The organism is Cohnella candidum (assembly GCF_003713065.1).
GTDB classification, from domain to species: Bacteria; Bacillota; Bacilli; order Paenibacillales; family Paenibacillaceae; genus Cohnella; species Cohnella candidum.
In genome coordinates this window covers 963837-989493 of record NZ_CP033433.1, presented here as the reverse complement: position 1 = coordinate 989493, position 25657 = coordinate 963837, and the positions used below count along the sequence as shown (strand labels likewise).

The window sequence follows — 25657 nt, the reverse complement described above, 5'->3', positions numbered from 1 at the left end:
TTCAACCTTGCTCCGGAACACCGGTTCATGGCCTGTATCATACCGCAATCCCGCTCAAATGAGCATACAGCCAAACGCGGTTTGTTTGCACTTTTCCGTTACATCGGCGGTTTATGCTTCCGTGATCCGCAGCTTGTCCAAGGCCGTTTTGGCCCGGCTGCGGGCTTCCTCCACCGTATCGGCGGTCGACAAAGTGACCGCCATGCGGCGTCCCGGCTTCGTCACCGGCTTGCCGAACACGCGCGCTTGGGTATCCGGCACGGCGAGCGCTTCCTCCAGTCCTTCGATCCGGTAATCGTGCAGCTCGGCGTCCGCTTTGAGCGGGCGGCTCGCGCCGGGGGACACGACTTTGATCTCGGGAATCGGAAGCCCGAGAATCGCCCTGGCGTGCAGCGCGAATTCGGACAGGTTCTGGCTGACCAGCGTCACGAGGCCCGTATCGTGCGGACGCGGCGATACTTCGCTGAAGTACACCTTGTCTCCGGCCAGGAACAATTCGACGCCGAAAATACCCGCGCCTCCGAGCTCGTCCGTAATCGTTTTGGCGATCCGTTTCGATTCGGCCAGCTGCGCCGCCGTGATTTCATGCGGCTGCCACGATTCGATGTAGTCCCCGTCCTGCTGGATATGGCCGATCGGCTCGCAGAACAACGTGCCGTTCACGGAACGCACCGTCAGCAGCGTGATCTCGGAATCGAACCGGATGAACTGCTCGACGATCACGCGTCCTTGCCGCACGCGCCCCCCGTCCATGGCGAGCTGCCAGCTGCGCTCGACGTCGTCTTCGGAGCGGCAGACGCTCTGGCCTTTGCCGGAGGAACTCATGAGCGGCTTCACGACGCAGGGATACCCCATTTCGCGGGTCGCGGTGACGAATTCCCCGTAGGTGTCGGCAAAACGGTAATCCGCCGTCGGCAAGCCGAGCGTTTCGGAAGCGAGTCTCCGGATTCCCTCGCGGTCCATCGTCAGCCGGGCCGCCCGGGCCGTCGGGATGACGCGGAATCCTTCTTCCTCCAGCTTCACGAGCTCGGAGGTTGCGATCGCCTCGATTTCCGGCACGATCAGATCCGGCTTTTCCCGCTCGATCAGCTCCCGGAGCGCGGCGCCGTCCAGCATGTCGATCACGTAGCTGCGATCCGCCACGTGCATGGCCGGCGCCCCTTCGTAGCGGTCCACCGCCACCGTGTCGGCGCCGAGCCGCTGGGCCTCGATGACGACTTCTTTGCCGAGCTCGCCCGAGCCGAGGAGCATGATTTTTTTCGTCTGGTACATGGAAGAACGATACCGCCTTTCGTTGCGTGGTTTTCCCCATTATACCTTTCCGGCGTCCCGGGCACCTATTATTTTTCGCGCGAAAAAACCTCCGGGAGCGGACAGTAACGTCCGAACCGGAGGTTTCAGGCTTGCTTCTGGGCGGTGACTTACCGGGACAGGGGGCGTGTCGGTTGCGCGGCCGCTTTGCCGTAGCTGATTTTGCTGCCTTTTTTGGGCTTGGACGTGCCGAGCACGCTGCCGATGCCCATGAAGAACGTCGGGATTCCGGCCGCAACGGTGACGAGCGCCCAATCGCGGAAACCGAGCGGTACGGTTTTGAAAACGGGCTGAAGGGGCTCCACGTAGAGGACCGCCACCATGAGCACGAGTGAGGACAGCACCGCGAGTACGAGGAAACGATTCTCCAGTAGGCGCCGATGGAAAATGGAACGGGAGCTGCGGCAGTCGAAAACGTGGATCAGCTGAGCCATGACGAGCGTCGCGAACGCTACCGTCTGGGCATGGACGAGCGATGCGGCGTCGCCGGAGCCCTCCCGCAGCGTCAACACGAACGCGCCCAGCGTGCAGAGGCCGATCAGCAGGCCGCGGCTGATGATTTTCCAGCCGAGACGGCGCGCGAAAATGTTCTCCCTGGAAGACCGCGGCTTCTGGCGCATCAAGTCGCTTTCGGCTTGGTCGACCCCGAGGGCCATCGCCGGCAAGCCGTCCGTCACGAGATTGACCCACAGGATCTGGATCGGCACGAGCGGCAGCGGGAAACCCATCATCATGGCGAGGAACATCGTCATGATCTCTCCGACGTTGGAAGCGAGCAGGTAGCGGATGAATTTGCGGATGTTCTCGTAAATGCCCCGCCCTTCTTCGACGGCCGCGACGATCGTGGCGAAATTGTCGTCGGCGAGCACGAGCGCGGACGCTTCCTTCGTCACGTCGGTGCCGGTGATGCCCATGGCGATGCCGATGTCGGCCGCTTTGACGGCGGGCGCGTCGTTCACGCCGTCCCCGGTCATGGCGACGACGTGTCCGTTCCGTTGAAGCGACTGCACGATGCGAAGCTTATGCTCGGGAGACACCCGCGCGTAAACGCTCACCTCGTCTGAAATCCGATCGAGCTGCTCGTCGCTCATGACGGACAATTCGCTGCCGGTGACGACGCGGCCGTCGCGCTGCATGATCCCGATGCTTTTGGCGATCGCTTCCGCGGTCAACCCGTGGTCGCCCGTGATCATGACCGTCTTGATGCCGGCTTGGCGGCATTTGACGATCGCCTCGTGAACTTCCTTGCGGGGCGGATCGATCATGCCGACCAAGCCGACGAATACGAGGCCTCTTTCCGCTTGTTCGTTCGTTTCGCAAACTTCGTGCGACTTCAGGTCCCGGTATGCGAAGCCCAGCACGCGAAGGGCGTCCTTCGCCATCGCCTCGTTGGCCTGCAGCACCTTCTGGCGCAGCGTCGCGGTGAACGGGGTGATCTGGTTGTCCCAGAGCACGTATTCGCAGTGCTCCACGAGCAAGTCGGGGGCGCCTTTGGTCATCAGGAGCTGGCCTCCCTGATGGGAGACGAGCACGGACATGCGTTTGCGGTCGGGATCGAACGGATATTCTTTCTCGCGCCGGTACAGCGTGTCCAGCGAAGCCCGGCTGTGTCCCGTTTTCGAGGCCAGCACGAGCAGCGCGCCTTCGGTGGGATCGCCTTTGACTCTCCAATCCGCCGTTTCCGGGACCGTGTCTTCCTTGCCGGGTTTGCGCTTCTTGGCGTCTTCGTCCTTCTCCCCGCGGGCCAGCTCCGCGTTGTTGCACAGCGCCGCGACTTGCGCCAGCCGGCGGATGGCGGCGTCGCCTTTGGCCTCCACCGTCCTGCCGGCTTCCTTCAATTGACCGGTCGGGTCGTAGCCTTCTCCGGTGACGTCGATCCTGCGGCCTCCGAGCCACAGGCGGGTGACCGTCATCTGGTTTTGCGTCAGGGTGCCGGTTTTATCCGAGCAAATGACCGAAGCGCAGCCGAGCGTCTCCACGGAAGGAAGCTTGCGGACGATCGCCCGGCGGCGGATCATGCGCTGCACGCCGAGCGCCAGCGCGATCGTCACGATGGCGGGCAGGCCTTCCGGAATGGCCGCGACCGCGAGGCTGACGCCGGCCAGGAACATGCCGTAGAGCGGCTGGCCGTGCAGGACGCCTGCCACCACGACCATGACCGTGAGCAAGATGGAGATGACGATCAGGATTTTACCGAGCTGTTCCAGACGGCGCTGAAGCGGTGTCTCCGCTTCTTCGGTCTGCTGGATCAGATCGGCGATTTTGCCCATCTCCGTTTTCATGCCGGTCGTCGTCACGATCCCCTTCGCGGTGCCTCTCGTGACCATCGTGCCGAGATAGCCGCAGTTTTTGCGGTCTCCCAGCGGAAGATCGGCCGCCGTCAGCATATGGGGCTCCTTCACCACGGGCACGGACTCGCCCGTCAGCGCCGATTCGTCGACCGCGAGCTGCTGGCAGTCAATGAAGCGGAGATCGGCGGGAATCCGGTCGCCGCTCTCCAGCATGACGATGTCCCCGGGCACGAGGGACCGGGCGGGCACGGTATCGAGGCTTCCGCCGCGGATGACCTTCGCATGCGGAGCGGACAGCTCCTTCAGCGCCCGCAGCGAGCGTTCGGCTCGGTATTCCTGGAAAAAACCGAGGATCCCGTTAATGAGGATGATCGCGATGATCGTGAGGGCGTCGAGCATTTCCCCCAGCAAGCCCGAGATGATGACCGCCCCCACGAGGACGAGCACCATGAAATCTTTGAATTGATGAAGCAGCAGCTTCAGCGGAGGTTCTCCCTGCTTCTCCTGCAACTCGTTGACCCCGATCTCGGCGAGCCGCCTCTGCGCTTCTTCCGGCGCCAGCCCGCCCCTGGGATCGGTTCGAAGCGCCTCCGCCAGCCCGGCTTCGTCCAACTGGTGCCACGTTTTCCCTTCCACTTCGCGTTCATCTCCTCCCGTAAATGCGCTGTTTCGCTCCATCGGATCGCGCGGACAGCCTTTTCAAGCTATGTCTATTCAGACAAGCCGGGAAATATCCCCGTCTCCCTTTCCCTTTGCGGACAACTATGGCATCATAGCAAGTACGAACGGAAACCCGCACAGGAACAGGAGTTATCGCCTTATGTCTCTCGACGGCATCGTAACGCGCGCGCTCGTCCGCGAGCTTCAGGGCGTCGCCGGCGCCCGGATCGCCAAAATCTATCAACCGACCGACAACGAAATCGTTCTCCATATCCGCGGCCAAGGAACGAACGGCCGCCTGCTTCTGTCCGCCCACCCGTCGATGCCGCGTTTCCATTGGACGCAGCAGGCGTGGGAAAACCCGACGGAGCCCCCGATGTTCTGCATGCTGCTCCGCAAGCACTGCGAAGGCGGCGTCATCGAAAGCGTCCGCCAGGACGATTTGGAACGCGTCGTTTGGATCGACATCCGCCACCGCGACGAATTGGGCGACTTCTCGTTGAAACGTCTGACCCTCGAAATCATGGGCCGGCACAGCAACCTCATCCTGATGGATCCCGCGACCGGATACATCCACGACGGCATCCGGCACGTCACGCCCGCCGTCAGCAGCTACCGTGTCGTGCTTCCCGGCACGACATACGTGGCCCCGCCTTCCCAGGACAAACGCAACCCGCTGCTCGAAAACGCGGAATCGGCGGCGGCTGCCGCTGCGGAAGCGATCCGGCCGGACGGGACGCTTGACGCCCGCGCCGCTGCCCAAGCATGGGTGAACGCCTACACCGGCCTGAGCCCGCTCGTCGCCAAAGAAATCGCCGATCGTGCCGAAGGGCGGCCGGAGCGTTTGGGAGCCGTTTTCCGCGAAGCGATGGAAGACGTCTCCGCGCATCGCTATCGCCCGAATCTGGTGGAAACCGCGGACGGTAAAACGGTATTCTCCGCGCTGGAATTGACGCACGCGGATGGTGCCGCTACGACGTTCTCTTCGATGCACGAATGCCTGGAGGTTTACTACCGCGACAAAGCGGACCGGGATCTCGTGCGGCAGCGGACGGCGGACTTGAACCGGTTTCTGGTGAACGAGACCGCCAAGCTGGAGAAAAAACTCGTCAAGTTGGAAGAAACGCTGCAGGAGTCCGAGGAAGCCGATAAGCTCCGGCGCTTCGGGGAGTTATTGAATGCCCACCTGCACGAATTGAAGAAGGGCGACGTTTCGGCGACGGTCATCGACTATTACGAGGAAGACCAGCCGGAGATTTCGGTGGCGCTAGACCCGCTGCTGACGCCGACCGAGAATGCGCAGCGTTATTTCCGCAAGTACAACAAGCTGAAAAACAGCAAAACGGTCGTGGAAGAACAAATGTCCGCGGCGAGAGCGGAAATCGGTTATCTGGAGTCGGTCCTGCAAGGTCTCGCGACGGCCAGCCCTTCCGACATCGAGGAGATCCGCGAGGAACTGACGGAACAAGGGTACATCCGGCAGCGCGGCGCCAAACGGGGCGCGAAGAAAAAGAAAAAAGACGCCCCCGCCGTGCTTTGCTACACGTCCAGCGAAGGCATCTCGATCTACGTCGGCAAAAACAACACGCAAAACGACTACGTCACCAACCGGCTCGGCCAGCCTTCCGACACCTGGCTCCATACGAAGGACATCCCGGGGTCGCACGTGCTGATCCGAAGCGCGGAATACGGCGAGCAGACGTTAAGGGAAGCCGCGACGTTGGCGGCCTATTACAGCAAAGCGAGAAATTCCAGCAACGTGCCGGTCGACTACACGCGCATCCGCAACGTCCGCAAGCCGAACGGAGCCAAACCCGGCTTCGTGACGTACGAGGGGCAGAAAACCTTGTACGTCACGCCGGACGAAGCGTGGGTCCAATCGCTCCCCAGCGTCGTGAAGTGAGTAAAAGCGGCGCGCGGCGAATAACGGCATACAAAAACGGCGGAGCCGGTCATAAGACCGGCGTCCGCCGTTTTTATCATTACCTTATAGCTTCCTTGCGGCCAACAGCTTGTCCACGACCGTCTCGTCCACCGTCCGATTGCCGACCCTTCCGTGAAAAGTGACTCCTTGGCGCGTGCCGTGGAAATCGGAGCCGCCGGTGACGATTTTCCCGCGGGATTTGGCAAGCGTTCGGTAATGGCGCGCCGTCGATTCGTCATGATCGGAATGGAACGCCTCCAGCCCGTCCGCGCCCTGGTCCAGCAACTCCAGCACCAAGCGGTCGTTCCGGTACAATCCAGGATGCGCGACGATCGCGGCGCCGCCCGCTTCGTGGATCCACCGAACCGCATCCGCCGGTCCGATCCGCGGCGGATTGACGTAAGCCGCCGCCCCTTCCGCCAAGTAGCGGTTGAACGCTTCCTTCAGATCCTTGACGTAACCTTTGCGGATCAGCACTTCGGCCATATGCGGCCGCCCGATGGAGCCGTCTCCGCGGGGAGACGAGGAAGCCTCCCGCTCCACTTCTTCCATCGTAATGTCCAGGCCTAGCGCGTTCAGCTTCGCCAATATTTCTTCATTGCGGCGCGTCCTCACCTGGCGGAGCGAAACGAGCCTATCGAGCAGAACCGGATCGTCCGTCCGGAATCCGTAGCCGAGGATATGGATGTCCTTGCCTTCCGCCGACGTGCTGATTTCCACGCCCGGGATGACGCGGATGCCGTACTCTTCGCCTGCGGCGAGCGCTTCCGTGATGCCCGCGACGGTATCGTGGTCGGTGATCGCCACGGCCGCAAGTCCCGCTTCCTTCGCCATCCGGACGACTTCCGCCGGACGGTGGCGCCCGTCCGATGCCGTCGTATGCGTATGGAGATCAACTTGGCTCATGGGAAAGCCCCCTTAATTGTTCCAGTAGTGCGGCAGCCGGCATCGGCAGCAAGGAAGACGCCAATCGCACGGCGAAAAATTGGCGCCGGAACGAGACGTCCCGAATCCGGATCGGCTTCAGCACGCCGAGCGCCGCCTCGTGCTTGATCGTCCAGACCGAAAGCACCGCGAGCCCCAGCCCCGCCTCCACGGCGGACTTGATCGCGGCCGTGCTGCCGAAATCGCTCACGACTTTCAGGTCGGTTTCTTTCACGCCATGCCGGAAAATTTCGTCTTCCACGACTTGCCGGGTTCCGGAACCTTTCTCCCTCAATACGAGCGGCTGAGTCAGCACCTCGGCGAGCTCGACGCTTTCCCTCTCCGCGAACGGATGTCCCGCCGGCGCGACAAGGACCAATTCATCGGCCATGACGGCCTCGGCATGGATGCCGGGCGTATCGCAGGGCGCTTCGATCAAACCGAAATCGAGGCCTTGATGCTGAATGGCGTCGATGATCTCCGTCGTATTCATGACCTTCATGCTGACGGCGAGCTCGGGATGCCGGCTGAGGAACGACCCGAGCAGGCGGGGCAGCACGTACTCCCCGATCGTCAGGCTGGCGGCGAACTGCAGCCGCCCTTTCAAATCCTCGACGAAACGGATCATCATCGCGTCCGTATCCCGCATCAATTCCACGGCTTTGCGGGCTTGCGGCAGCAGCCAGTGTCCGGCTTCGGTCAGTTCGAGTTTTTTCGTGGTCCGGTTCAAGAGCTTCGTCCCGTAACGCTCTTCCAGCGCCTGAACCTGCATGGTCACGGCGGGCTGGGTCATATGAAGGGCATGGGCGGCCGCGGAAAAGCTTCCCCGTTCCGCGACGGTGTAAAAAATATGCAGCTGATGCACGTTCAGGGCCATGCTTCTACCGCCTTTTCGCCTCTCGATTTTAGGTTTATTATAGCATATTCGGAGAAAAGGCTGCTTTCGCAAGGAATCCCTGCGAAAGCAGCCTTAGGGCCGCCGCCGGCTTAGCGGCGTTTGCGGTTGTTTTTGATCAAGGTCATGCGGCGCGAATGCCGAAGCCAAGAGTAGTAGGTTTTCAGATCCCGAAGCTCCATCGTCTCCGACATGCGGCCGAGAAACGTCACCACGATCATCTTGTGCAGCGGTTGTCCCAGCAGATCCATATCTTTGTCGGATTCCGCGAACTCCGCCACGAACACCAAGTCGTCGTCGATCGTGTAGACGTCCTGTTCATTGCGGTAATAGGATAGGATGCGCCCTTCCTTCAGACACTCCCACATAAACTGCGCGATATCGGAAAAGCCCGTTTTCTCGCTCTCCACCCGGTCGGACCAGCGCGTCCTGGCATGATTGGTAATGATGATATCGGCCACTTTCTTGTCGCCGAGAACGACGTGAAAAGGCTCGTACGTGTTCCAACGCTCCGTCTCTTTGTCCTTCACCGGGCATCCCCTTCCGCACTAGGTCTTAAAGCCTATCAGCTTGCCCGTTTCCGCTAGGAAGTTATGTCCATTTTACCGCATCGATTCCCGACCGTTCAACAAAAATTTATATGGTTCCCAACATTCGCCAATCGAAATCGGCAAGGCGATCTCCCTTTCGTCCTCCCGACCGCCCGCTCCATCTGAATTACCCCAAAAAAAGAACAGCCTCCCGTAAGGGAGGCATCGTGTCGCAATGAAAACCACGTTCCTTACAAGCTGTAAAACCTCGTTTTATCGGGAACGTTTTTCTCGTATTCGGTTTTGATCTCGCCCCGGTAGGAGCGTTCGATCTTGCGGACGTAGGGAAGCTTTTGCAGATGGCGCAACGCTTCTTCCGCGCTGTCCGCGTTCATGTACAGTACCGCGTAGTTCATCTTGCGGGACAAATAATGGAGGGAACCGTATTTATCCAATCCCCTTGCGGCTTTGAAATCACTGAACCATACGATATAACCGAGCCGTTCTGCGAACATGGGTCACCCCTCCGACTTCTCGTCTCCGTTTCAGCCGACAGCCGGACCGTCGTCCTGCCGTCCTGCCGTCCGCTCGTTCATCCGCAGCCGCCGCTCCCGCAGGAGCAGCTTCCGCCGCCTCCGCAGCCCCCGCCCTTGGCTTGGGAGTCCGCTTCCGGCACTTTGACGCTCTCCGACACCGCGCGGGCCACGGTGAACGAAATGTCGTGCAGCAATTCGTCCAGCTCGCGCTCCGCTTGTTTGAATCGGTTGACCGATTCCAGCTTGTCCATTTCGGCCTGCACGGCGTAAACCCGGTCGAGCGCTTCGTTATAGTCCGGATGGAAGCGGCCGAACCGCTCGCATTCCGCGAATTTCTCTTTGGCTTTGGAAAGCCGGCGGGACACTTCCTTCGCTTCCGCGTCCTCTTCGACTTTCTTCTTCCAGTATACGTAATCATCCGCCATCGCGGATCGTTTGATCATTTCTCCCAGCGTGTACGCCTTTGATAGAAGCTCCGTCCAATCGGCAGGCTCCTCGAAGGCGTCCAGAGGCAATACGGGGAGGGTTTCCGGCATCACAGCCAAGCGTTTCACCTCACCTTGCGGCATGAAATTCAATCTTTATCATACCACATATGGGAGACGAACGGTCAACTTTCGACGCTTAAGGCACGCTCGGGGAATCCCATTGCGGCAGAACGATTTTCACCAGGCCGAACCGATCCGCCGGCAAAGACACCGTTTCGTAAGTGTCGGCCCCTCGTCCCGCCTGATCTTCGCGCGCCTTCCACCTTCCGCGCACCTCCCAGCTGTCTGCATGCGTGTCGATGGAATGCGGAACGAATAGATCCGGCTCCGCTTCGTCATCTCCAAGCTGCAGCGCCGTACGCCAGCCGATCGCCCGGCGGATCAGCTCCTGCCTCGTCGTGGCGTGATACGCGCCCGGCTTCCTGAACCAGGCGGCCGGCACCTGCTCCAGGCCCGGAAACAGCTCGGAATCCGATACGACGGAACGGTCGGGCTCATAGAAGGACAAGACGGTGCCGCAATAAATCCAGCCCGGCTCCGTCGACGCTTCGTTTCGATCCGCAGTCTCCGAAGCTGCTGTCCCCTCGGCCGGCGCCGCCGGGGGTTTAGACGGCTTGAAGCCGGTTTTCGCCAGCCTCGCCTCCAAACCTTTCAGCGCGTCCCGGCTCACGAGGAAATCCCGGTCCCCCAGCCGTTCCGCAAGCTTCCCGGCGATCTCGGCATCCTCCAGAAGCCATGACGCGGTTTCCGCGCTGTCCGTCCTCAGCAGGACGGCTTCTTCGAGCCGGATTTTGCCCAAATTCCGCAACCAATCCCGCAGCGCGTCTTCGACGGGACCGGGCACCGGCATGCCCGATCCCCTTTCGAGAAACGAACGGACCCGCTCCAGCGGCCAGCCGTTCTCATAAGCCCTTTCGGCCGCGGATTTCGTTAACCGATAAACATAGACGCGATCGGCCGATACCGGCTCCGCCAACTCCTCCAAGGCCCACCTTTCGGCAAGTCCAACGCCTGGCGGAACGTAAATTTCCCCGTCGGGTTGGACGTGAAACGGCTCCGTTTCGTCCTCAGCCGCCGCGAAGACGCTTATATCCAATGGCACTGTCAGTCGGAATACTCCTTCATTCCCGATGGTACCCCATTCCGCCCAACCGAACGCAGCAAGCAGATCGAGCCAAACCTCCACGTCGATAGGCCGGACTCCGATCCTCGCGATTTCGAGCTCCCGGTACCAGGCGTCCGGACGGCAGTCCGCGATCGCGGACGCGGCCATGTGCCTTGCCGGATCCGACGCCGCATACCGCTCGAGGATCCGGCGGTGCAGAACGGCATCCGCAAAGGCGATCGGGTTTGCCGTCCATGCCGCGGCTCCGGCAGCGTCCACGGCAATGGCTCCGTCCATCCTTTTCAGCACGCCCGTTACGAGACCAAGGTCCACCGCCAGCGCGGAAGCGGCCGGCTGCTGATCGTGCTGCGGGTAGACGAGCCCCAGCGGGGCAAGCTCTTCCGAAGCGATCTTCATCACGGACGCCAGCTTCTCCGCAGCCGGCTTGGAGATCGCTCCTTTCGCGGTGAGCGGAAGGCCTTTGCGTCCGATGAAAGCCCATGCGGACAGCAGCTTAAGCGCGAGGGTCGGGCGATACGGAGCCGGCCGGGGCACGACGTCCGCGGACTCGATAGCCGCCAGCGGCTCCGCGTTGGCGGGAAGGAGGAGCCGCTGCCATACCGCCGCCATGTCGGTCGGCACGTAGTAAAGCCGATCTCCCCAGGTTTTGCGGATCGCGAACAGGACGCCGGCCCTTCGCAGACGGGCCAAACCCGCCCGCCATTCGGCTCCGGTATGCAACCCATCCTTCAGCGCTTCTACGGCGCCTTTCTCCTCCTCAAACGCCGTTGAGCCGAAACGGAGCAGCAGACAGGCGAACAGTCTCTTCAAGGTTGGGTCCGATTGCCTCGCCCAATCCTCCGCCCACTCCGGCGAGGAGAGGATGTCCCGGAGGACCATCCCCCTCTTCAATCGAACGGCGACCGCCGGCTCGGCACCGATCACCGCGCCGATCGATTCCGGCAGCTTGTCGACGGAAGGCGCGGCGTTCATGTGGCGGCTCCTTCCGCCCCGCTCACGCCGGCTGCCTCCCAGACGTCGACGGAGTAGGCATAGCCTTGCTCGACCAGAAACCTCCCGCGGTTGCGGCTGAACTCGACCTCGTCCGTTTCCTCGCTCACCAGCGTGTAGAACGAGGCGGCCGAGCCCGACTTTTTCGGACGGAGGACTCGGCCCAAGCGCTGGGCTTCCTCTTGCCGCGAGCCGTAGCTGCCGGATACCTGGATCGCCACGGCGGCGTCCGGCAGGTCGACGGCGAAATTGGCCACCTTGGACACGAGAAGCGTGCCGATCTCGCCCCGGTTAAACCGGTCGAACAGCTTTTTCCTCTCTTCTTGCGGCATGGAACCGGTCACCAGGGGGAGGCCCAATTCGGCGGCAAGCCTCCGCAGTTGGTTTAAATATTGGCCGATCACGATCGTCGGCATCCCCGCATGCCGGACGAGCAAGCCCCGCACGACCTCCGCCTTGGCCGGGTTTTCCCCGGCGATCCGATGACGGGAACGCGGCGGCGCTTCCCGGTATTGCCTCGCCGCAGGCTCGGGGAGCGGTACCCGGATTTCATGGCAGGCCGCTTCCGCGATCCAGCCTTCCCGCTCGCCCCGCTTCCAGGCCAGCTCGTAGCGTTTGGGGCCGATAAGCGCGAAAACGTCGGTCTCCCGCCCGTCTTCCCTCACCAGCGTGGCGGTGAGGCCGAGCCTTCGGGTCGCTTGAAGATCGGCGGTCATCCGGAATACGGGAGCGGGAAGCAGATGGACTTCATCATAAATGATCAAGCCCCAGTCCCGATCCTCGAACAACTTCCAATGCGGGTGTCCGCCCGTCTTGGAACGGCGGTACGTCAGCACCTGGTAGGTCGCGACGGTTACGGGCCGCACTTGTTTGCTCGAGCCCGTGTATTCTCCGACCTCCTCTTCCCCCAGCGTCGTGTTCCGAAGCAGTTCCCGGATCCATTGGGTTACGGACATCGCGTTCGGGGTCAAAATCAGCGTTTCGCAGCCGAGCGCGGCCAACGCGGCCATGCCGACCCACGTTTTGCCTGCCCCGCACGGAAGCACGGCCACGCCGCTCCCGCCTCCGTTCCGGTCCGGACCCAGGAACGCGTCCAGCGCTTCCCGCTGGTAGCTCCGCAGACTCACGGATTGGCCGTCCGCGTTGATTTCCTTGAATCCGACCGCCAGCGATCCGCCGCTCCGGAATCCGGCTTCGTCGACGACGGGGCAGCCCCGCGCGGCTAACGCGCTTTTGAGAGCGCCTCTCCGATCGGGCTTCACGGCGACCCGAATCTCGCTGTTCTCCGGTGAGCTGTCGAAGCATTCGGCCGCATCCGGCCATTCGAAAGCCATCCGCAGCCGATCCGGCACGTCGGACGTCAAATACAAACCTTCGGGCCCGCTGCGCAGCCGAAAACGGCCGAAGCTCCCCATGCGTTCGCGGATTTCCCGCTCCACGGAAACCGGGATGCCGAACCGGGCGACCCGGCGCAGCTTCTCCACCACGGAGTCCGCGTTCTCTCCGTTCGCGGCGGCGTTCCACAGCGAAACCGGCGTCATCCGGTACGTATGGAGATGGCCCGGCCGTTTGGTCAGCTCCGCGATCGGGCGAAGCGCGTTCAGCGCTTCTTCGCAGAGCGGGTGGCGGGCGTCAAGCAGCAGGGTCCCGTCAGATTGCACCCACAGCGGCAGGGACGACGACATCAGCGTGATACCCCCTTTATCTCGCCGCTTTCCGGAATCCCGCGTCCAGCGCCTCCTGTTCCGTGCAAAACCATTTTTCGGGCTTCGTCGCCCGATAGGAGCTGCCGCCGGGAACGTGATAGATTTTTTCCCCTTTGGCATTGATGTTGCCTTTGATCGGGTTCGGGCAGGCGGGAGGCGCCGAGTCCGCGGACGATTCCGGCGCGGTTGTCTCTTTTCCAGCGTTCCCCGCGGCGCCTCCCCATAATCCGGCTCCCTTCGCCCGCGCTTCCCGCTGAAGCGACACGAACGAATCGGCGAAACCGACGTTCGGCGGCACGGTCATGACCTGCGCGTAGCCTTCGCGCATCAGCTTCTCATTGAACATTTCGTCGTCTCCCGCCACGAATACGTACCGGAGCAGACGCCCGTATTTATCCGTGTTCGAAACGTCGGGAAACAGGATCACCCGGCGCCCCGTCAACGCGTTGCCGCTGAAATCGGCGGCCTCTTGGCCGTAACGCTCGACTTTTCCGTGGATCTCCGGCGTGTTGACGCCGATCAGCCGAACTTTGTCTCCGCTCTCGAGCTCGAACGTGTCGCCGTCCACGACTCGCTTCACCGTACCCTGTTCCGCCCGGTCTGCCTGAAGCTCGGGATAGCGGCTGATAATTTTCCCGATGTCGGTTCCGGCATCCGCCGGCGCCGTTTTCGCTCCGCAGCCGGCCAAAGCGCAAACGACCGCCGTCAGCCACAAACAGGCAGCCACAACCGTCCGTTTCGTTCTCCCCATTTTTCTCCGCTCCCTTAACGAATGGTTTCCCCGCAAATAGAAAAAGCCCGTACGCCCGGCAACGCCGGCATACGAGCTTTCCGCCGAGTCCATCAGTGGATCGTGTGCTCCCGATGCTCGTGCTCCGAGATGCCGCTGAGGGCTTCCCCAGCCTCGGATACGAAAATTTCCCTGACGGCGAGGTCGCCGAGCGACACGATTCCTTTCAATTCCCCGTTGTCTACGACCGGAAGCCTGCGGATTTGCTTGGCCCCCATGAGGCTGACGGCCTCGTCCACCGACAGGTTCGAGGAAACGGTCTGCACGTCGTCCGACAGCACCTCCATGACGGAAGTCGAGCCCGAATGCTTTCCGGCGTAGCCCCGGATGACCAAATCGCGGTCCGTAATGACGCCGATCAGCTTCTTTCCTTCGACGACCGGCACGAAGCCGATATCGTGGTCCCTCATGGCCACTGCCGCCTCGTAAATGTTGTCCTTGGGCGTGACGGTCACGCAGCCCTCGGTCATGACATCCGCAATTTTGCGCATGGTGTCCCTCCTTTCCGGTATAGCGTGACCGAAACGGGGGCGGTCCATGCGGAAATTATGCTCCGCTAACCGTCGATGCCGCGTCGTCGGCCACCGCCGTCAGCAGGCGCGCGGCGACCAGCATCGCCCTCTCGTCGACGTCGAACCGCGGATGGTGATGCGGCGCCGAGGAACCGTCTTCCGCGCCGGCACCGACGAAAATAAAACAGCCGGGCTTTTCCTTCAGATAATAGGAGAAGTCCTCCCCCGCCATGATCCGTTCGCTGACAACCGTCCGGCAATCCGGCAAGGCCGACGCGGCGACCGCCAAAACCCTGGCGGCTTCCGCCTCGTCGTTCACGACCGGAGGATAGCCTTCGAAATAGCGGAACCGATACTCCGTGCCGTGCATTCGGCAAACATGGGCGACGACTTCCTCCAGCCGCCTGCGCACCAAACTCCGCGTTTCCGGCGTGAAGCTCCGCACGGTGCCGCTCAGCCTGCAGCGCTCGGCGATGACGTTGTTCGCCGTCCCCGCGTGGAGCTGTCCCACCGACAAGACCGCCGCGTCGAGCGGATTGACGCTGCGCGAGACGATCGTCTGCAGCGCCGTCACGAGCGCGGCGCCCGTCACGAGCGCATCGGCGCTTTCATGAGGCAAGCCGGCGTGCCCGCCCCTTCCGACGATTTCGACTTCAAATTCGTCGGGGCAAGCCATGATCGGACCCGGACGCGTCGCCACGACGCCATAGGGAAGGGGCGACCAAAGGTGAACGCCGAAGATGGCGTCAATCCCCTCCAGCACGCCTTCCGAAACCATGCTGACCGCTCCTCCCGGAAGCGTCTCTTCGGCGGGCTGGAACAGGAACAGGCGGGTGCCCTCCGTCTTGTCCCGGTTCAAGCTGTAATAACGGGCGACCGCCAGCAGCTGCGCGGTATGGGCGTCATGCCCGCAGGCGTGCATGACGCCCGGCACGGTCGACGCATATTCGCACGCTTTCTCGTCGGCGATCGGCAGCGCGTCGATATCCGCCCTCAGCGCGACGTTTCGGCCCGGAAGCGCCCCCGTCAGCTTCGCGGTGACACCCGTGCCCGCCACGCCGCGGCGCACCTCGAGCCCCCACGATTCGAGCAGGTCCCCGATCATTTTCGACGTTTCGAACTCGTGAAAGGAAAGCTCCGGATGTTGGTGCAAATGCCGGCGCCATTTCACCATGTCGGGATAAAGCGACTGCAGGATACTCTCCTTCATGATCGGGCGCCTCCTTCTTGTCGGCCGACCCCTCAGGCCGGACCCTATTCCGCTATTGTACCAGAATCCGGTTCTCGAGTCATCGCCGCTTTAACGCTTTCCATCAAAAAAATGTCAAATAACGTTCGAAGTTCGTCCCGCCGCCAGGGTTGCAGAAGCCCGTCAAACCGTCTATGATGAAGGGTGAAAACGAAGCTGGTTTGGACGTTCCAAAGGAGGAGCTTGAAACAGATGATACTCGAAAATACGGGCTTAAACGGACTGCGCAGCGACCTTGCACACCTTGACGAATCGGCCGAGAAACTCGGTTTCGTCCGTTGGCAATGGGAATACCGCCGCGCTACATATGATTTGAAACTGCACGACCGTTCCAGCGGGGAAGATTACTTCCTGCGCTTCAGCACGCGCGCCGTGGAAGGCAAACTCGAAAATCCGGACGCCGTCCTCGAATTGGAGCACGTCTACATCGGACGCGCGACGTTCCCCCACGGCCTGGACTACGAATCGCCGATTCCGCAGCCGATTTTGAATACGGCAACGCAGCGCGCGCAGGAACTGAAGCAGCTGCTGGCTTAAGACGAGAAGGGGAATTCCATGATGAAAACCCCGGCCGCGGGCCAGCGTGGGTCGCCGGATTTTCTTCTTCTTATCTTGACGCTGCTGCTCGTCGGTTTCGGCCTGGTCATGGTATTCAGCGCGAGCTCCAGCATGACCGTCGTTTCCGCCAAGTTCGGCAATGACGCTTTGTATTTTACGAAAAAACAGCTGCTGTGGGCAGGGCTCGGCACGTTCGTGATGCTGATGCTGATGAACGTCCACTACGAGAAGTTCAAAAAGTGGTTCGCCCCGTTCCTGTTTCTGACGATCGGCATGCTGGTCGTCGTCCTGTTCGTGGCCGACAACATCAACGGTGCCCGAAGCTGGCTCGGCATCGGCGGATTCGGCATTCAGCCGACGGAATTCGCGAAGCTGGCGGTCATCCTGTACCTGGCCGCCATCATCACCAAAAAAGACGAGAAGTTCCGGGAATTCAAACGCGGTTTGCTGCCGGTTCTCATCGTCCTTTTCGTCATCGTCCTTCTCATCCTGATGCAGCCTGACGTCGGATCATGCTTGATCCTCATGCTTTGCGCGGCGGCGGTCATCTTCGCCGGGGGGTCCAACCTGAAGCAATACTTCACGATCGTGGGCGTTGCGGCCGGACTCGGCATTCTCGGGGCCAGCATCTATACGATGTCCCATCCGGGCGGCGGTTTCCGCGGGGCGCGTTTCACGGCGTTTTTGAACCCGCTGGCGGACGAAAAAAACACGGGCTACCACCTGGTCCGCTCGCTGGAAGCGTTCGGCCACGGGGGCCTGACCGGCGCCGGCCTTGGGCACAGCGTCCAAAAGCTGTTCTACCTTCCTTACGCTTATAACGACTTCATCTTCGCGGTCATCGCAGAAGAGCTGGGCTTCATCGGCACGACGGTGTTCCTGCTGTTCTACATTCTCTTCCTCTGGCGGGCGCTCATCGTGGCGCTTCGGTGTCCGGATGTGTACGGAACGCTCGTCGGCATCGGAATCGTTTCCCTGATTTCCATCCAAGCCCTGATCAACATGGGCGGCGTCAGCGGAGCCATCCCCGTTACCGGGGTCACGCTTCCTTTCATCAGCTACGGAGGTTCGTCCATGCTGATGACCTTGTTCTCGATGGGCATCCTGCTCAGTATCTCCCGGGAATACAACCGGGTCGGAACCAAGGAGAAGGATCGGCGCCCCAACAGAACGTGACACAGACACGACAAAGGCCATCCCCGCGACTATGCCGAGGGGATGGCCTTTTGCATTCGTTCCTTATTTCACCCGTTGCGAATCCGCATCGGGCTCTTCGTCCTTGAAGGCGACGCCTTCGATTTTCACGTTGACCTCGACGACGCGCAGGCCGGTCATGTTCTCGACGGCTTCGCGCACGTTATCCTGAAGCCTCCGGCCGACTTCGTGGATCGGAATGCCGTAATGCACGACGATCCTCAGGTCGATCGCCGCTTCGAGCTGCCCGACTTCAACGGAAACGCCCTTCTGGGCGTTGCGTCCGCTGAGCCGCTTGGCGAGCCCTTCGGAAATGCCGCCCGACATGGCGGCAACGCCCGGCGTTTCCAATGCGGCAAGCCCGGCTATCGTAGCGACGACGTCGTCGGATATGCGTATAAGTCCTTCCTGAAGAACTTCTTCCGTCATGGCAGCCCACTCTCCCGAACCGTTATTGTTATCATTGTAATGGAAGACCCCTCCATAAAGCAACCGGCGCGGCGGCACGCCGCAGGCGGATTGTCCTCCCAACATTTACTTGCCTTTCCGTTTTCGCTATAGTAAAGAACGACGGCTTGGCCGTCATGACGTCAAATGCAACGAGGTGTCCGGACTTGAAAAAGTTGTTTTTTCCCCTGCTGATCGCCACGTTCGTGCTCAGCGCCGCCGCCCATTACATGCACTGGGGGGCGGAAATCGAATTCATCCTTTCCGCGGCCGCCATCGTCTTCGTGGCCGGATTCCTCGGAAAAGCGACCGAGTCCGTCGCCCATTACGCCGGACAGCGCGTAGGCGGACTGCTGAACGCGACCTTCGGCAACGCCGCCGAACTGATCATCGCGATTTTCCTGATTAAAGAAGGTTTGTTCGACGTCGTGAAAGCCAGCTTGACGGGCGCGATCATCGGCAACCTGCTGCTCGTCCTCGGCGCGAGCGCCTTAGCCGGCGGTCTGAAATTCAAAGAACAGAAGTTCAACGTGCACCTGGCCGGACAGAACGCCTCGCTGATGCTGCTGGGCATCATCGCCTTGTTCGTTCCCGCGGTGTTCGTGAAAACCGAAAACTTCCCGGAATCGGAGACGCTGACGCTCAGCGTTGTCGTCGCAGCCTTCCTGATCCTGGCCTATGCAGGCTGGCTGATCTATTCCATGGTCACGCATAAAGACCTGCTGGAGGACCATGTGGACACGCAGGCGGACCATGGCGAAGAGGCGGCTTGGTCCAAAGGCAGATCGATCCTGTACCTGACCCTGGCGACCGTCATGGTCGCGTTCGTGAGCGAATGGCTCGTGCATACCCTGCACGTGTTCACGGCGCGTTTCGGCATGTCCGAGCTGTTCGTCGGCGCCTTCGTCGTCGCCATCATCGGCAACGCCGCGGAACACAGCGCCGCCATCATGCTGGCGCTCAAAAACAAAATGGGCGCCGCCGTCGAAATCGCGGTCGGCAGCAGTCTCCAGATCGCTTTGTTCGTCGCTCCGGTGCTCGTGTTCGTCAGCTTGCTGTTCGAGCAGCACATGAACCTGATCTTCTCCACGATCGAGCTTGCCGCGATCGGGGTGTCGGTGCTAATCGCCACCTCCATCTCCCGGGACGGATCGACGACCTGGTACGAAGGCAAATTGCTCCTCATCGTATACGCCATTCTGGGCGTCGCCTTTTACTTCGTCTAATATCGCACGTCAAACCGACCGAGGGCAAAAAAAAATAGAGTGGCTTCCTCATGGAAGCTACTCTATTTTTTGATTCAAGGCTTCGTAAAGCAGCGCCAGATTGCGTTCCAGCTGGCTGACCAGCAGTTTGCCGGTCCCCTCTTCGAGGAGTCCCGCCCGCACCGCGAAGTCGACCGCACGGGAAAACCCGTACATCTGCGTATCGAGCACTTCTTCGTAAAGCGGACATTGCCGGGTGGTCAAATTCTCCATCTGAATGGCGATCAGCTTCTCGATTTTATCGGCATCTTCCTGCAGCAGGCGTTGCGCCTTATGCTTCAGGTTATCTATCGTATCCGTTTCCAGCAGAGCCATTTCCACTCCCCCCGCGCCGAACTGCTCCTATCTTCGCTATCCCTTTCATATTAGACGAAATTCGGCCGAAGCACAAGGACGGGGCGTCCCGGATCGATCCCGCAGCACCCTTCCGCGCAAAATAAAATACCCCCCGTCGTCTGACGGAGGGCAGGTTACCGAATGGATTAATCCACGACTTTCACGTTCAGGTTGTGCTTCGCGAAAATTTCGGCCAAAGCGCTTTTCGCTTCCTCGGCATCCGGACCGTGAACGTGCAGTTCATAGGAATGTCCGCCTACCAACGTGGTGAACAGTCCGAGGATGCTTTTGACGTCGATGTACTTGTTTTCGGCTTGAAGTACGATCGAAGAGCGAAATTTGTTGGCGGTTTGGGACAATTCCACGATTGCCGCGTTGTTAGACATCGGAATCCCTCCAGATTTTAGGTATGACCTTCTAACCCCCATCATACATTGTCGCGCGGAAGGCATGCAAGGGGGGAAAACGTTATTTCAACGCTTCCGGGTTCAAGCCTTCCAGCTCGGGCACGACGAAGATGCCGTCTTTGCGGATGAGCCGGTCGTCGAAGTAGATTTCTCCGCCGCCGTAGTCCTCGCGTTGGATGAGCACCAAATCCCAGTGGACCGAGGAACGGTTGCCGTTGTCGGTTTCCTCGTAGGCTTGGCCCGGCGTGAAGTGCAAGCTTCCGGCGATTTTCTCGTCGAACAGCGTATCCTTCATCGGATGCAGGATGTAAGGATTGAAGCCGAGGCTGAATTCGCCGATGTAGCGGGCGCCTTCGTCCGTGTCGAGAAGCGCGTTGATCCGGTCGGTGTCGTTGGCGGTCGCTTTGACGATTTTGCCGTTTTCGAACGTGAATTGGATGTTCTCGAACGTAAAGCCGTTATAGACGCTCGGCGTGTTGTAGGAAAGCGTGCCGTTGACGGAATTCCGCACCGGGCACGAAAACACTTCGCCGTCCGGAATGTTGCGGTCTCCGGCGCATTTTTTGGCTCCGATGCCTTTGATCGAGAACGTCAGGTCCGTGCCGGGACCGACGATGCGGACTTTGTCCGTGTTGTTCATGAGCTGCTCCAGCGGGTCCATGGCGCGCCTCATCTTGGCATAATCGAGGTTGCACACGTCGAAATAGAAATCCTCGAACGCTTCCGTGGACATGTTGGCCGATTGGGCCATCGAAGCGTTCGGATAACGCAGCACGACCCACTTCGTTTTCTTCACGCGCTGTTCGCTGTGGATCGGATGGCGGTACAAGCGGTCATAGAGCTTATAAGAGTCCGAAGGCACGTCCGCAAGCTCGTTGATGTTTTCGCCGGCGCGGATCCCTATGTAGCCTTGCATCTTTTTCATCCGTTCCAAATCGAAGGACGCCCAGGTTTCGATCATTTCGGTGGTGGCGTTGCGGAGCAAGCTCCGTTCCACGGAACGGTCCGTCAGCTCGACGAACGGCCGTCCTCCCCGCTGCGCGATTTCTTCGATGATGCATTTCAGCAGTTCCCTTTCGGAACCGATCATTTCGACCAATACGTTTTCGCCCGGCTGAACGTCGATGGAATATCCGACCAAATTCGCGGCCAGCCGCTGCAAACGCGGATCTCGCATAGAATACTTCCTCCTTGAGCCATTATCATGGAATTCGATGAGCATTCTTCCCCATTGTAACACTCCGCCCTGCCGGGAGGAAATCGGTGACGGAAACCCGCTTCTCGCTGTAGGGTTTTCCGTTCCACGTATAAGCGAGCTGAGTCTGTTCGGTCATTTGGCGGGGAAACCACGTCTTCGGATCGGCGGTCCATAAGCAGACCGTCTGTACTTTCAGCGTCGCAAGCGCCGCGTCCAATCGCGAATCGGCGTGCGTGAGCAGGTCCTCCGCCCGTTTCTTCTGCTCCGCGGTCAGCTTGCGTCCCTTGAGATCGGTCCGCAAACGGTCCAGCTCTTCCTTCAAGGAATTCGCGATTTGGTTTCTGGCCGTCTCGGGAACCAAGGTGAGCCGCAGCCTGACGTCACCGGCCCCATTTGCGGCCTGCTGCGTATCGTACTCGGCTTTCGCCCCGCCGCTCTGGATCGCTTTGAGAAGCTCCATCGGGTGAAAGGTTGACGGCCCCTCCTCCGCGGCTTTGGCCCGGAGAACCTGCCCGCCCGACCATTTAAGGTTCAGGTTCCCGTGTCCGGTGACTTCTCCTTGATACCGGGACTGATTCGCCACGGTGCCGCTGGGGTCATAGATCGCGACTTCGCCCGCGAATCCGTAGCTTTCGCTCCCGGCCAGCGCGGAAGCGGACATGGCGAACGCTTTATCCGCCGGCACTTGGTTCCCGTAACCCATACAGCCCGAGAGGCAGGACAAACCCAGCAGGGCGGCGGACGCCAAATAAAACCTGCGCAACATGAAAAAGCCTCCCTTCCTTATGCGGGTAGGCTTTCCCCATTCACTTAGGTTCATGCGGCTTCGTCAGCCGATCTCGACGCGGTTGCGTCCCAGGCGTTTGGCTTCATACAGAGCCATGTCCGCCCGGTAAAACAAGGATTCCACGCTGATCTTCTCGTCGGTCGAATGCCATTGCGACATGCCGCAGGATACGGTCACTTGCGGCTCGGTCTCGCTCTCCACCCGTTTGCGGATCCTTTCGGCGACTTTGCCCGTAATGTCGTAACCGACTTCCGGCAAATAGATGGCCAGTTCCTCGCCCCCCCATCGCGCGGCGATGTCGCCGTCCCGGATGGAGCTCTGGACGATGCCGCTCACCTGCTTGAGGATTTCGTCTCCGACCTGATGCCCGTAAGTATCGTTGACGCGTTTGAAATGGTCGATGTCGACCAGGATCAGCGAGCCGCAGTCGTTCCTCTTCTGCCTCCGCAGGATGCGTTCGTTCAGGTAATGCCGCGCGAACAGTCCGGTCAGATTGTCCGTGATGACCATCCGGCGCACTTCCGCGTGCAGGCTGGCGTTCGATACGGCCAGACCGAGGTGCGTCGACAGCACTTGAAGCAGCTTGTAATTGTCGTAGGAAAAATGGTTCGGCTCGCGGTGGCTGATCATGACGGCGCCGATGACTTCCCCGTTCAGGACGAGCGGCGAAGCGAGCAGCGAGCGCGAATCCGTAACGGACATCAGCTTGGAGGGAACCGGCGCCGCGGACGAGTAGTCCGAGAGGATGATCGGCTCCTTCGTGCTCCACATGACCCCGACGAAGCCGTAGTCGATCGAGAAGGATTCCCCGATCATCTCCGCCACGTTCGACGAGACCGCCACGAATTCGGTTTTGGCCGGGTTCACCTGCAGGATGCAGCAGAAATCCGCCCGGAAGATCCGGAGCAGCTCCGCGGAGGCGAACTGGATGGTATCGGATAGCTTCAGGCTGCTGTTGAGCCTTTTGGTCAAATCGTTGATCAAACGAAGTTCCCCGACGAGGATGTTGGCCTGCTCGTGAAGCTTCGCTTTCTCGAAGGCGGCGCCGGCGGAGCCCGCCAGCATGGAAAGCAAGCGGCTGTCCGCCCCGTCGAAATCGGACTCCGGCACGTCCAGGCGGAGAACGCCGTAAACGCCTTGCTTGCCCGCAAGCGGTACCGCCAGGCGGCGCCAGCCTTCGAGGCGCTGGTCGCGCATCGTGCCGTCGAGAAACGCCTGCCGGCACAGTTCCATTCCGCTCTGATGAAAGGCAAGCGGTTTCACCTTATCGTTCATGCTGCTGTAATCTTGGGATAAAAAGAGGTCCGCCCGGGAGGAGGGATACAGCCGCTCCAGGGAAGCCAGCAGCTCGGACAGCACCTGCTCCACTTCCATGTGGTCGTTCAGCCTGCGCAGTACCTCGAACAGGATCTCGCGCCGTTTTTCCTCCCGTTGGACGCTTCTTTGCTCCCTCAAGAAGCCGGCCACGAACAGGTGCTCGAACCGGCGGTACAGGCACCCTCGGTAATGAAGGGCCGCAGACTGGAGCAGCTTCAAGTCGTCGGCTTGGGCCGTGCCGCCGGGCAGCAGGCACGCCAAAACCGCGCAAACCGTTCCGGAGGCGCGGGTGAAGACCGGCACGGCGACGGAATCCCACGATCGCAGGGAAACGGCGTCCCGTTCGTCCGCGCGGGACAAAGCCGGGCGGCAGGATTTCAAGGCCGCGGAAACGGCCGCGGGCATGGGTTGGCCGGCCAAGCCGGCGCGCGATTGGAAGGCGCCGTCTTCGAGGCCGCTCCGCATCGCCGCGCAGGTTCCGTCCGCATGGTAGACGAGAAACAATCCGGTCAGCCAGGGAAAGCCGTCCGCCTGTTCGAACCAATCGGACAGACTGTCCGCCAGCATTTCGTGTATATAAGGAAGATCCGAATCGGTCAGTTCCTGATTTTGGAGCCATGGGGGCAATTGAAGAAGGTTGCCGGGATTCGGCGTCCCGCTCGAATCCGAAACGCCGGGGTGCTTATGATGCCTGCTTTCCGCCATAACCCTCATCACCTCCATGGGCGTATACCATTCCTTTCATATTACAATGAAAGCGTGAAATTTGCACTAGGTTCAAAGATTGATTGTTGGGTCTTTTTGCTTAATTTATCCAGGCCCTTCCTCTTTCGCTGAAACTGCTTGGAAAATTTCCTTGACATCCATACTCAATTTCTTATAATATATCTGTTGAATATTGGGCTCAACTTGTGTCACCCTCACGGGTCTCCCACCGGCGGGCAGCGGCTGAACTTCCCGGCGGAAACCGATCGCGATCGGTTGCGGCGAAATCCGGCACCAGTAAAACCCCATTTTTCAAAAATTCCCTTTTGGAAAAAGGAGTCTGCATAACATGTCCCGCTATACTGGTCCCAAGTTTAAATTGAGCCGCCGTCTCGGCATTTCCCTCAGCGGCACCGGCAAAGAACTGAAACGCCCTTTCGCACCGGGTCAACACGGCGCTAACCAACGCCGCAAGATCAGCGGTTACGGCGTTCAGCTTCAAGAAAAGCAAAAGCTTCGCCACATGTACGGACTGAACGAAAAGCAATTCCGCAACCTGTTCGACCGCGCGACCAAGCTGAAAGGCATCGCCGGCGAGAACTTCATGTTCCTGCTGGAAAGCCGCCTCGACAACCTGGTTTACCGCCTGGGCTGGGCCAACACCCGCTACGGTTCCCGTCAGCTCGTGTCCCACGGCCACGTAACGGTCAACGGCAAGAAAGTCGACATCGCTTCCTACACGGTTCAACCGGGCGACGTCATCGGCCTGCGTGAGCGCAGCCGCAGCCTGAAGTCGATCAAAGAGGCGAGCGAAGCCCGCCATCACCTGCCGACTTACCTCGACTACAACGCCGCCGCCATGGAAGGCAAGTACGTTCGCCTGCCTAGCCGCGACGAGCTGTCCCAAGACATCGACGAGAAGCAAATCGTCGAGTTCTACTCCCGTTAATCTCTTTCCTGCCTGGCAGGATCGCGAAAGCACCGTCTTCGGACGGTGCTTTTTTCGTTTTCCCTCTGGACCCTCCTGCTCTCCCTGCTATAATGGGGGAAATCGAGCCTTCCAGGAGAAGGAGATATTGAGGATGACGAGACAGCGGGTTTTCACCGGCTCCCCTTGGGAGCCCGTCGTAGGCTATTGCAGGGCCGTGCGCGTCGGCGACCGAATCGAGGTCGCGGGAACGACCGCCATGAAAGACGGAGAAATCGTCGGAGACGGCGATCCTTACGAACAGACGAAATTCGTCCTGCAAACGATCGAAAAGGCGCTGCGGGAGCTGGGAGCGGAATTGTCGGACGTCGTCCGGACCAGAATGTTCGTGACCGATATCTCCCGATGGGAAGAAATCGGCAGAGCGCATGGAGAGTTTTTTCGCGAAATCCAGCCCGCCGCCAGCATGATCGAGGTCAAGGCGCTCATCGACCCGCGCCTTCTCGTGGAAATCGAAGCCGAAGCCATCGTTGAGAAATAATTCTTACATTATATAGAGGAAAAACGGTCCCCAAGCGAGGGG

The 25657-nt window shown here is 60.5% G+C and carries 24 protein-coding genes; 6 read left to right on the top strand and 18 right to left on the bottom strand.

The annotated features are described in order from the left end of the window. Window positions 1-111 precede the first annotated feature (111 nt). Complete coding sequence (gene purT, locus EAV92_RS04530) at window positions 112-1272, bottom strand: phosphoribosylglycinamide formyltransferase 2 (protein WP_123039953.1); 1161 nt, start codon at window positions 1270-1272, stop codon at window positions 112-114. A 149-nt stretch (window positions 1273-1421) separates the two neighbouring features. Further along, entirely contained in the window at window positions 1422-4238 is a 2817-nt protein-coding gene (locus EAV92_RS04525; RefSeq protein ID WP_241158441.1) for a calcium-translocating P-type ATPase, SERCA-type, read from the bottom strand. Window positions 4239-4422: 184 nt separating this feature from the next. On the opposite strand from EAV92_RS04525, the gene EAV92_RS04520 reads away from it, so the two are divergent. Beyond that, a complete protein-coding gene (locus EAV92_RS04520; protein WP_123039951.1) occupies window positions 4423-6165 on the top strand; it encodes an Rqc2 family fibronectin-binding protein in 1743 nt (580 codons plus the stop codon). 84 nt (window positions 6166-6249) lie between these two features. Here EAV92_RS04520 and EAV92_RS04515 read toward each other — a convergent pair whose 3' ends face one another. The 10 genes from EAV92_RS04515 to EAV92_RS04470 form a co-directional block, all read right to left on the bottom strand. After that, entirely contained in the window at window positions 6250-7092 is an 843-nt protein-coding gene (locus EAV92_RS04515) for a PHP domain-containing protein (RefSeq protein ID WP_123039950.1), read from the bottom strand. Continuing rightward, on the bottom strand, window positions 7079-7987 hold the full coding sequence (locus tag EAV92_RS04510) for a LysR family transcriptional regulator (protein WP_123039949.1): 909 nt from the start codon (window positions 7985-7987) through the stop codon (window positions 7079-7081). Before EAV92_RS04510 ends, EAV92_RS04515 begins: the two co-directional genes overlap by 14 nt. 110 nt (window positions 7988-8097) lie before the next feature. Next, window positions 8098-8535 carry a hypothetical protein gene (locus tag EAV92_RS04505; protein ID WP_123039948.1) on the bottom strand — a complete coding sequence of 146 codons (438 nt, stop codon included), beginning with the start codon at window positions 8533-8535 and terminating at the stop codon, window positions 8098-8100. Between the two features lie 251 nt (window positions 8536-8786). Further along, entirely contained in the window at window positions 8787-9050 is a 264-nt protein-coding gene (locus EAV92_RS04500; RefSeq protein WP_123039947.1) for a YlbG family protein, read from the bottom strand. Window positions 9051-9127: 77 nt separating this feature from the next. Next, window positions 9128-9640 (bottom strand): YlbF/YmcA family competence regulator, encoded by a 513-nt coding sequence (locus EAV92_RS04495; RefSeq protein WP_241158440.1) that lies wholly within the window; start codon window positions 9638-9640, stop codon window positions 9128-9130. A gap of 55 nt (window positions 9641-9695) precedes the next feature. Further along, the gene (locus EAV92_RS04490; protein ID WP_123039945.1) at window positions 9696-11657 is read right to left on the bottom strand and encodes a helicase-associated domain-containing protein; all 1962 of its coding nucleotides are present in this window, start codon (window positions 11655-11657) and stop codon (window positions 9696-9698) included. After that, the gene (locus tag EAV92_RS04485; RefSeq protein WP_206424283.1) at window positions 11654-13360 is read right to left on the bottom strand and encodes a DNA repair helicase XPB; all 1707 of its coding nucleotides are present in this window, start codon (window positions 13358-13360) and stop codon (window positions 11654-11656) included. Before EAV92_RS04485 ends, EAV92_RS04490 begins: the two co-directional genes overlap by 4 nt. Before the next feature lie 16 nt (window positions 13361-13376). After that, window positions 13377-14132, bottom strand: coding sequence for a thermonuclease family protein (locus tag EAV92_RS04480; RefSeq protein WP_123043575.1), 756 nt, complete (start codon window positions 14130-14132; stop codon window positions 13377-13379). Window positions 14133-14224: 92 nt separating this feature from the next. Further along, window positions 14225-14662, bottom strand: coding sequence for a CBS domain-containing protein (locus tag EAV92_RS04475; RefSeq protein WP_123039944.1), 438 nt, complete (start codon window positions 14660-14662; stop codon window positions 14225-14227). Window positions 14663-14717: 55 nt separating this feature from the next. Then, window positions 14718-15893 (bottom strand): M20 metallopeptidase family protein, encoded by a 1176-nt coding sequence (locus EAV92_RS04470; RefSeq protein ID WP_123039943.1) that lies wholly within the window; start codon window positions 15891-15893, stop codon window positions 14718-14720. A 231-nt stretch (window positions 15894-16124) separates the two neighbouring features. On the opposite strand from EAV92_RS04470, the gene EAV92_RS04465 reads away from it, so the two are divergent. Together EAV92_RS04465 and ftsW are read left to right on the top strand one after the other, a co-directional pair. After that, the gene (locus tag EAV92_RS04465; RefSeq protein ID WP_123039942.1) at window positions 16125-16469 is read left to right on the top strand and encodes a YugN family protein; all 345 of its coding nucleotides are present in this window, start codon (window positions 16125-16127) and stop codon (window positions 16467-16469) included. 18 nt (window positions 16470-16487) lie between these two features. Next, window positions 16488-17666: a putative lipid II flippase FtsW gene (ftsW, locus tag EAV92_RS04460; RefSeq protein ID WP_338134394.1), complete on the top strand. Its 1179-nt coding sequence runs from the start codon at window positions 16488-16490 to the stop codon at window positions 17664-17666. 63 nt (window positions 17667-17729) lie between these two features. Here the strand turns inward: ftsW and EAV92_RS04455 are convergent, their stop codons facing one another. Next, complete coding sequence (locus EAV92_RS04455) at window positions 17730-18113, bottom strand: Asp23/Gls24 family envelope stress response protein (RefSeq protein WP_123043573.1); 384 nt, start codon at window positions 18111-18113, stop codon at window positions 17730-17732. A 185-nt stretch (window positions 18114-18298) separates the two neighbouring features. Here EAV92_RS04455 and cax point away from each other — a divergent pair, with 185 nt between their 5' ends. Further along, window positions 18299-19357, top strand: a complete 1059-nt coding sequence (cax, locus tag EAV92_RS04450) for a calcium/proton exchanger (protein WP_123039941.1) — start codon at window positions 18299-18301, stop codon at window positions 19355-19357. 57 nt (window positions 19358-19414) lie between these two features. Here the strand turns inward: cax and EAV92_RS04445 are convergent, their stop codons facing one another. The 5 genes from EAV92_RS04445 to EAV92_RS04425 form a co-directional block, all read right to left on the bottom strand. After that, window positions 19415-19711 (bottom strand): Fpa/YlaN family protein, encoded by a 297-nt coding sequence (locus EAV92_RS04445; protein WP_123039940.1) that lies wholly within the window; start codon window positions 19709-19711, stop codon window positions 19415-19417. A 167-nt stretch (window positions 19712-19878) separates the two neighbouring features. Next, window positions 19879-20118 (bottom strand): HPr family phosphocarrier protein, encoded by a 240-nt coding sequence (locus EAV92_RS04440; RefSeq protein ID WP_123039939.1) that lies wholly within the window; start codon window positions 20116-20118, stop codon window positions 19879-19881. An 82-nt stretch (window positions 20119-20200) separates the two neighbouring features. Further along, window positions 20201-21316 carry an aminopeptidase gene (locus EAV92_RS04435; protein ID WP_123039938.1) on the bottom strand — a complete coding sequence of 372 codons (1116 nt, stop codon included), beginning with the start codon at window positions 21314-21316 and terminating at the stop codon, window positions 20201-20203. A gap of 25 nt (window positions 21317-21341) precedes the next feature. Next, entirely contained in the window at window positions 21342-22103 is a 762-nt protein-coding gene (locus EAV92_RS04430) for a hypothetical protein (protein ID WP_123039937.1), read from the bottom strand. Window positions 22104-22166: 63 nt separating this feature from the next. Continuing rightward, window positions 22167-24146, bottom strand: a complete 1980-nt coding sequence (locus EAV92_RS04425; protein ID WP_164472629.1) for a sensor domain-containing diguanylate cyclase — start codon at window positions 24144-24146, stop codon at window positions 22167-22169. A gap of 349 nt (window positions 24147-24495) precedes the next feature. Between EAV92_RS04425 and rpsD the strand changes: the two genes are divergently transcribed. Together rpsD and EAV92_RS04410 are read left to right on the top strand one after the other, a co-directional pair. Further along, on the top strand, window positions 24496-25095 hold the full coding sequence (rpsD, locus tag EAV92_RS04415) for a 30S ribosomal protein S4 (protein WP_123039934.1): 600 nt from the start codon (window positions 24496-24498) through the stop codon (window positions 25093-25095). A gap of 133 nt (window positions 25096-25228) precedes the next feature. Continuing rightward, window positions 25229-25615 carry a RidA family protein gene (locus EAV92_RS04410; protein WP_123039933.1) on the top strand — a complete coding sequence of 129 codons (387 nt, stop codon included), beginning with the start codon at window positions 25229-25231 and terminating at the stop codon, window positions 25613-25615. Window positions 25616-25657 lie beyond the last annotated feature (42 nt).